Below are 1660 nucleotides of genomic sequence, written 5' to 3'. Positions count from 1 at the left end.
AAACAGGGTTTAACACCCTCCGCCTTCGATTAACAGCGTCCACGCGGGAGAAGTCCAATCGGACTCCGCGATCAGCGCGAAGCCAATCGATTAGGACTCACTCATCTAGACGGCGGTGGTGCGGTGGCCGAGCGCACGACGGCCAAACCAAATAAAGCCCTGCGCCGATTGCTGCGGTGCGGGCGGTGCGAAGCCCGGTGAAACCGACGCCGGAGGATGGGGGCTGTCGAGAGCTTGATTTCCGCGAATCGTGTTCCGCTCGCGGTGACCTGGGAGCACCCCCGCCAGAGGATCCTAGGGCGTGTCTCCTAATTCGTGTAACCACACCACGAGGGCGCTCAGAACAGCTCCACCTCGATAAGTGAGGGCGAGTTTGTCGTAGCGGGTGGCGAGTCCGCGCCACTGCTTGAGGGTGTTGAACGAACGCGCGATGACGTTGCGGCGCTTGTACGCCTCTTTGTCGAGGCCGACCGGACGGCCACCGTTTCGTCCGCGGCGTTTCCGGTTGCCGACCTGGTCGGAGCGTTCAGGAATAACGACTTGGATGCCTCGCTTTCGCAGCATGGCCCGGTGCGCTTTAGCCGAGTAGGCCTTGTCTGCAAGTACCCGGTCGGGTCGAGTGCGAGCCCGTCCGGGGCCGATCCGGTCGACGCTGAGCGAAGCCATGACCTCCGGGAACATGGGCGAATCGCCGCCAGTACCAAACGACCCAGCGTCTGAACATCATGGCCGCCCACTTCACCCAGACCGTGCCCGCCCGCCTGAACCTGAAAGACCCGCGCGCAGTCAACCCCTACACGGACCGGGACCTCATTTCCTTTCGAAGCTCCGCCGCGCGCCGGAACAACCTGGCGCGGCGCAGCAACGCACACGTGCTCCTCGCGCTCGGAGCCGGTGCCGGCCTCCGAGCGGAGGAAATCTCCACTGCCCGGGTCGGTGACATCTCCACCGATGCACGCGGCATGACCGTCACCGTGCACGGGAAACAGCCACGCCTGGTCCCCCTGCATAGACAGTGGGTGACCACACTTACACTCTCCCTCGCCGACCGACCCGCCCAGGAATTCGCCTTCTCCGGATACCGGCCGCCCGGCTACCCGGCCCGCGTCATCCACCAACTCGGAATCGACGACCCCGACGAGCAAACCCCATCCGCTACCAGACTGCGAGCCACCTGGATCGTCCTCCAGCTCAACGCTGGACTGCCCCTGGACGNCCCTACGTGCGCGTTATGAACCGCCACGACTTGGTCGACTACCGCAACATCACCACCGGACACGAGAACGCCCGATGAGCGCCGTGACAGACGCTCCCCTCGAAGCGGACGACACGGACAACGAATTCGAGCATCTCCTCGACGACGCCATCGGCACCACCTCCGGGCGGACTTCCAAGTTCGACATCGGCGATGTGACGAAGGCGGCGAAGATGATCGACGAGTCACACGTCGTCGAACGAGTGGTGGCCTGGCGGCAGAAGGACCGGGCCGGGAAGCATCCCGGCGGCCGCCCCTCAGTTGTCAACGACCGCATTATCCTCATCGTCCTGCTACTGCTCGCGCGCGAGCACGCCCCCCTGTTCGCCAGGGAAATGGGTAACGTGCTGCACCAGCGCCTCACCACCGAAGCCCGTACCTTCCTCGGGCTGCCGGATACCCTGC

General features: G+C 64.6%; 1 protein-coding gene and 1 pseudogene. One reads left to right on the top strand and one right to left on the bottom strand.

Annotated features, from left to right (window positions below):
* Window positions 1-294: 294 nt before the first annotated feature.
* A pseudogene (locus E3O19_RS16475) lies at window positions 295-684 on the bottom strand (transposase); the annotation flags it as partial.
* Between the two features lie 606 nt (window positions 685-1290).
* On the opposite strand from E3O19_RS16475, the gene E3O19_RS16465 reads away from it, so the two are divergent.
* Window positions 1291-1660: hypothetical protein (locus tag E3O19_RS16465; RefSeq protein ID WP_198413936.1), on the top strand; the 370-nt coding region annotated here is incomplete at its 3' end.

Origin of the sequence: Cryobacterium algoritolerans (assembly GCF_004402785.1) — a bacterium.
Lineage (GTDB): Bacteria > Actinomycetota > Actinomycetes > Actinomycetales > Microbacteriaceae > Cryobacterium > Cryobacterium algoritolerans.
This window is presented reverse-complemented; position numbering and strand designations above follow the sequence as displayed.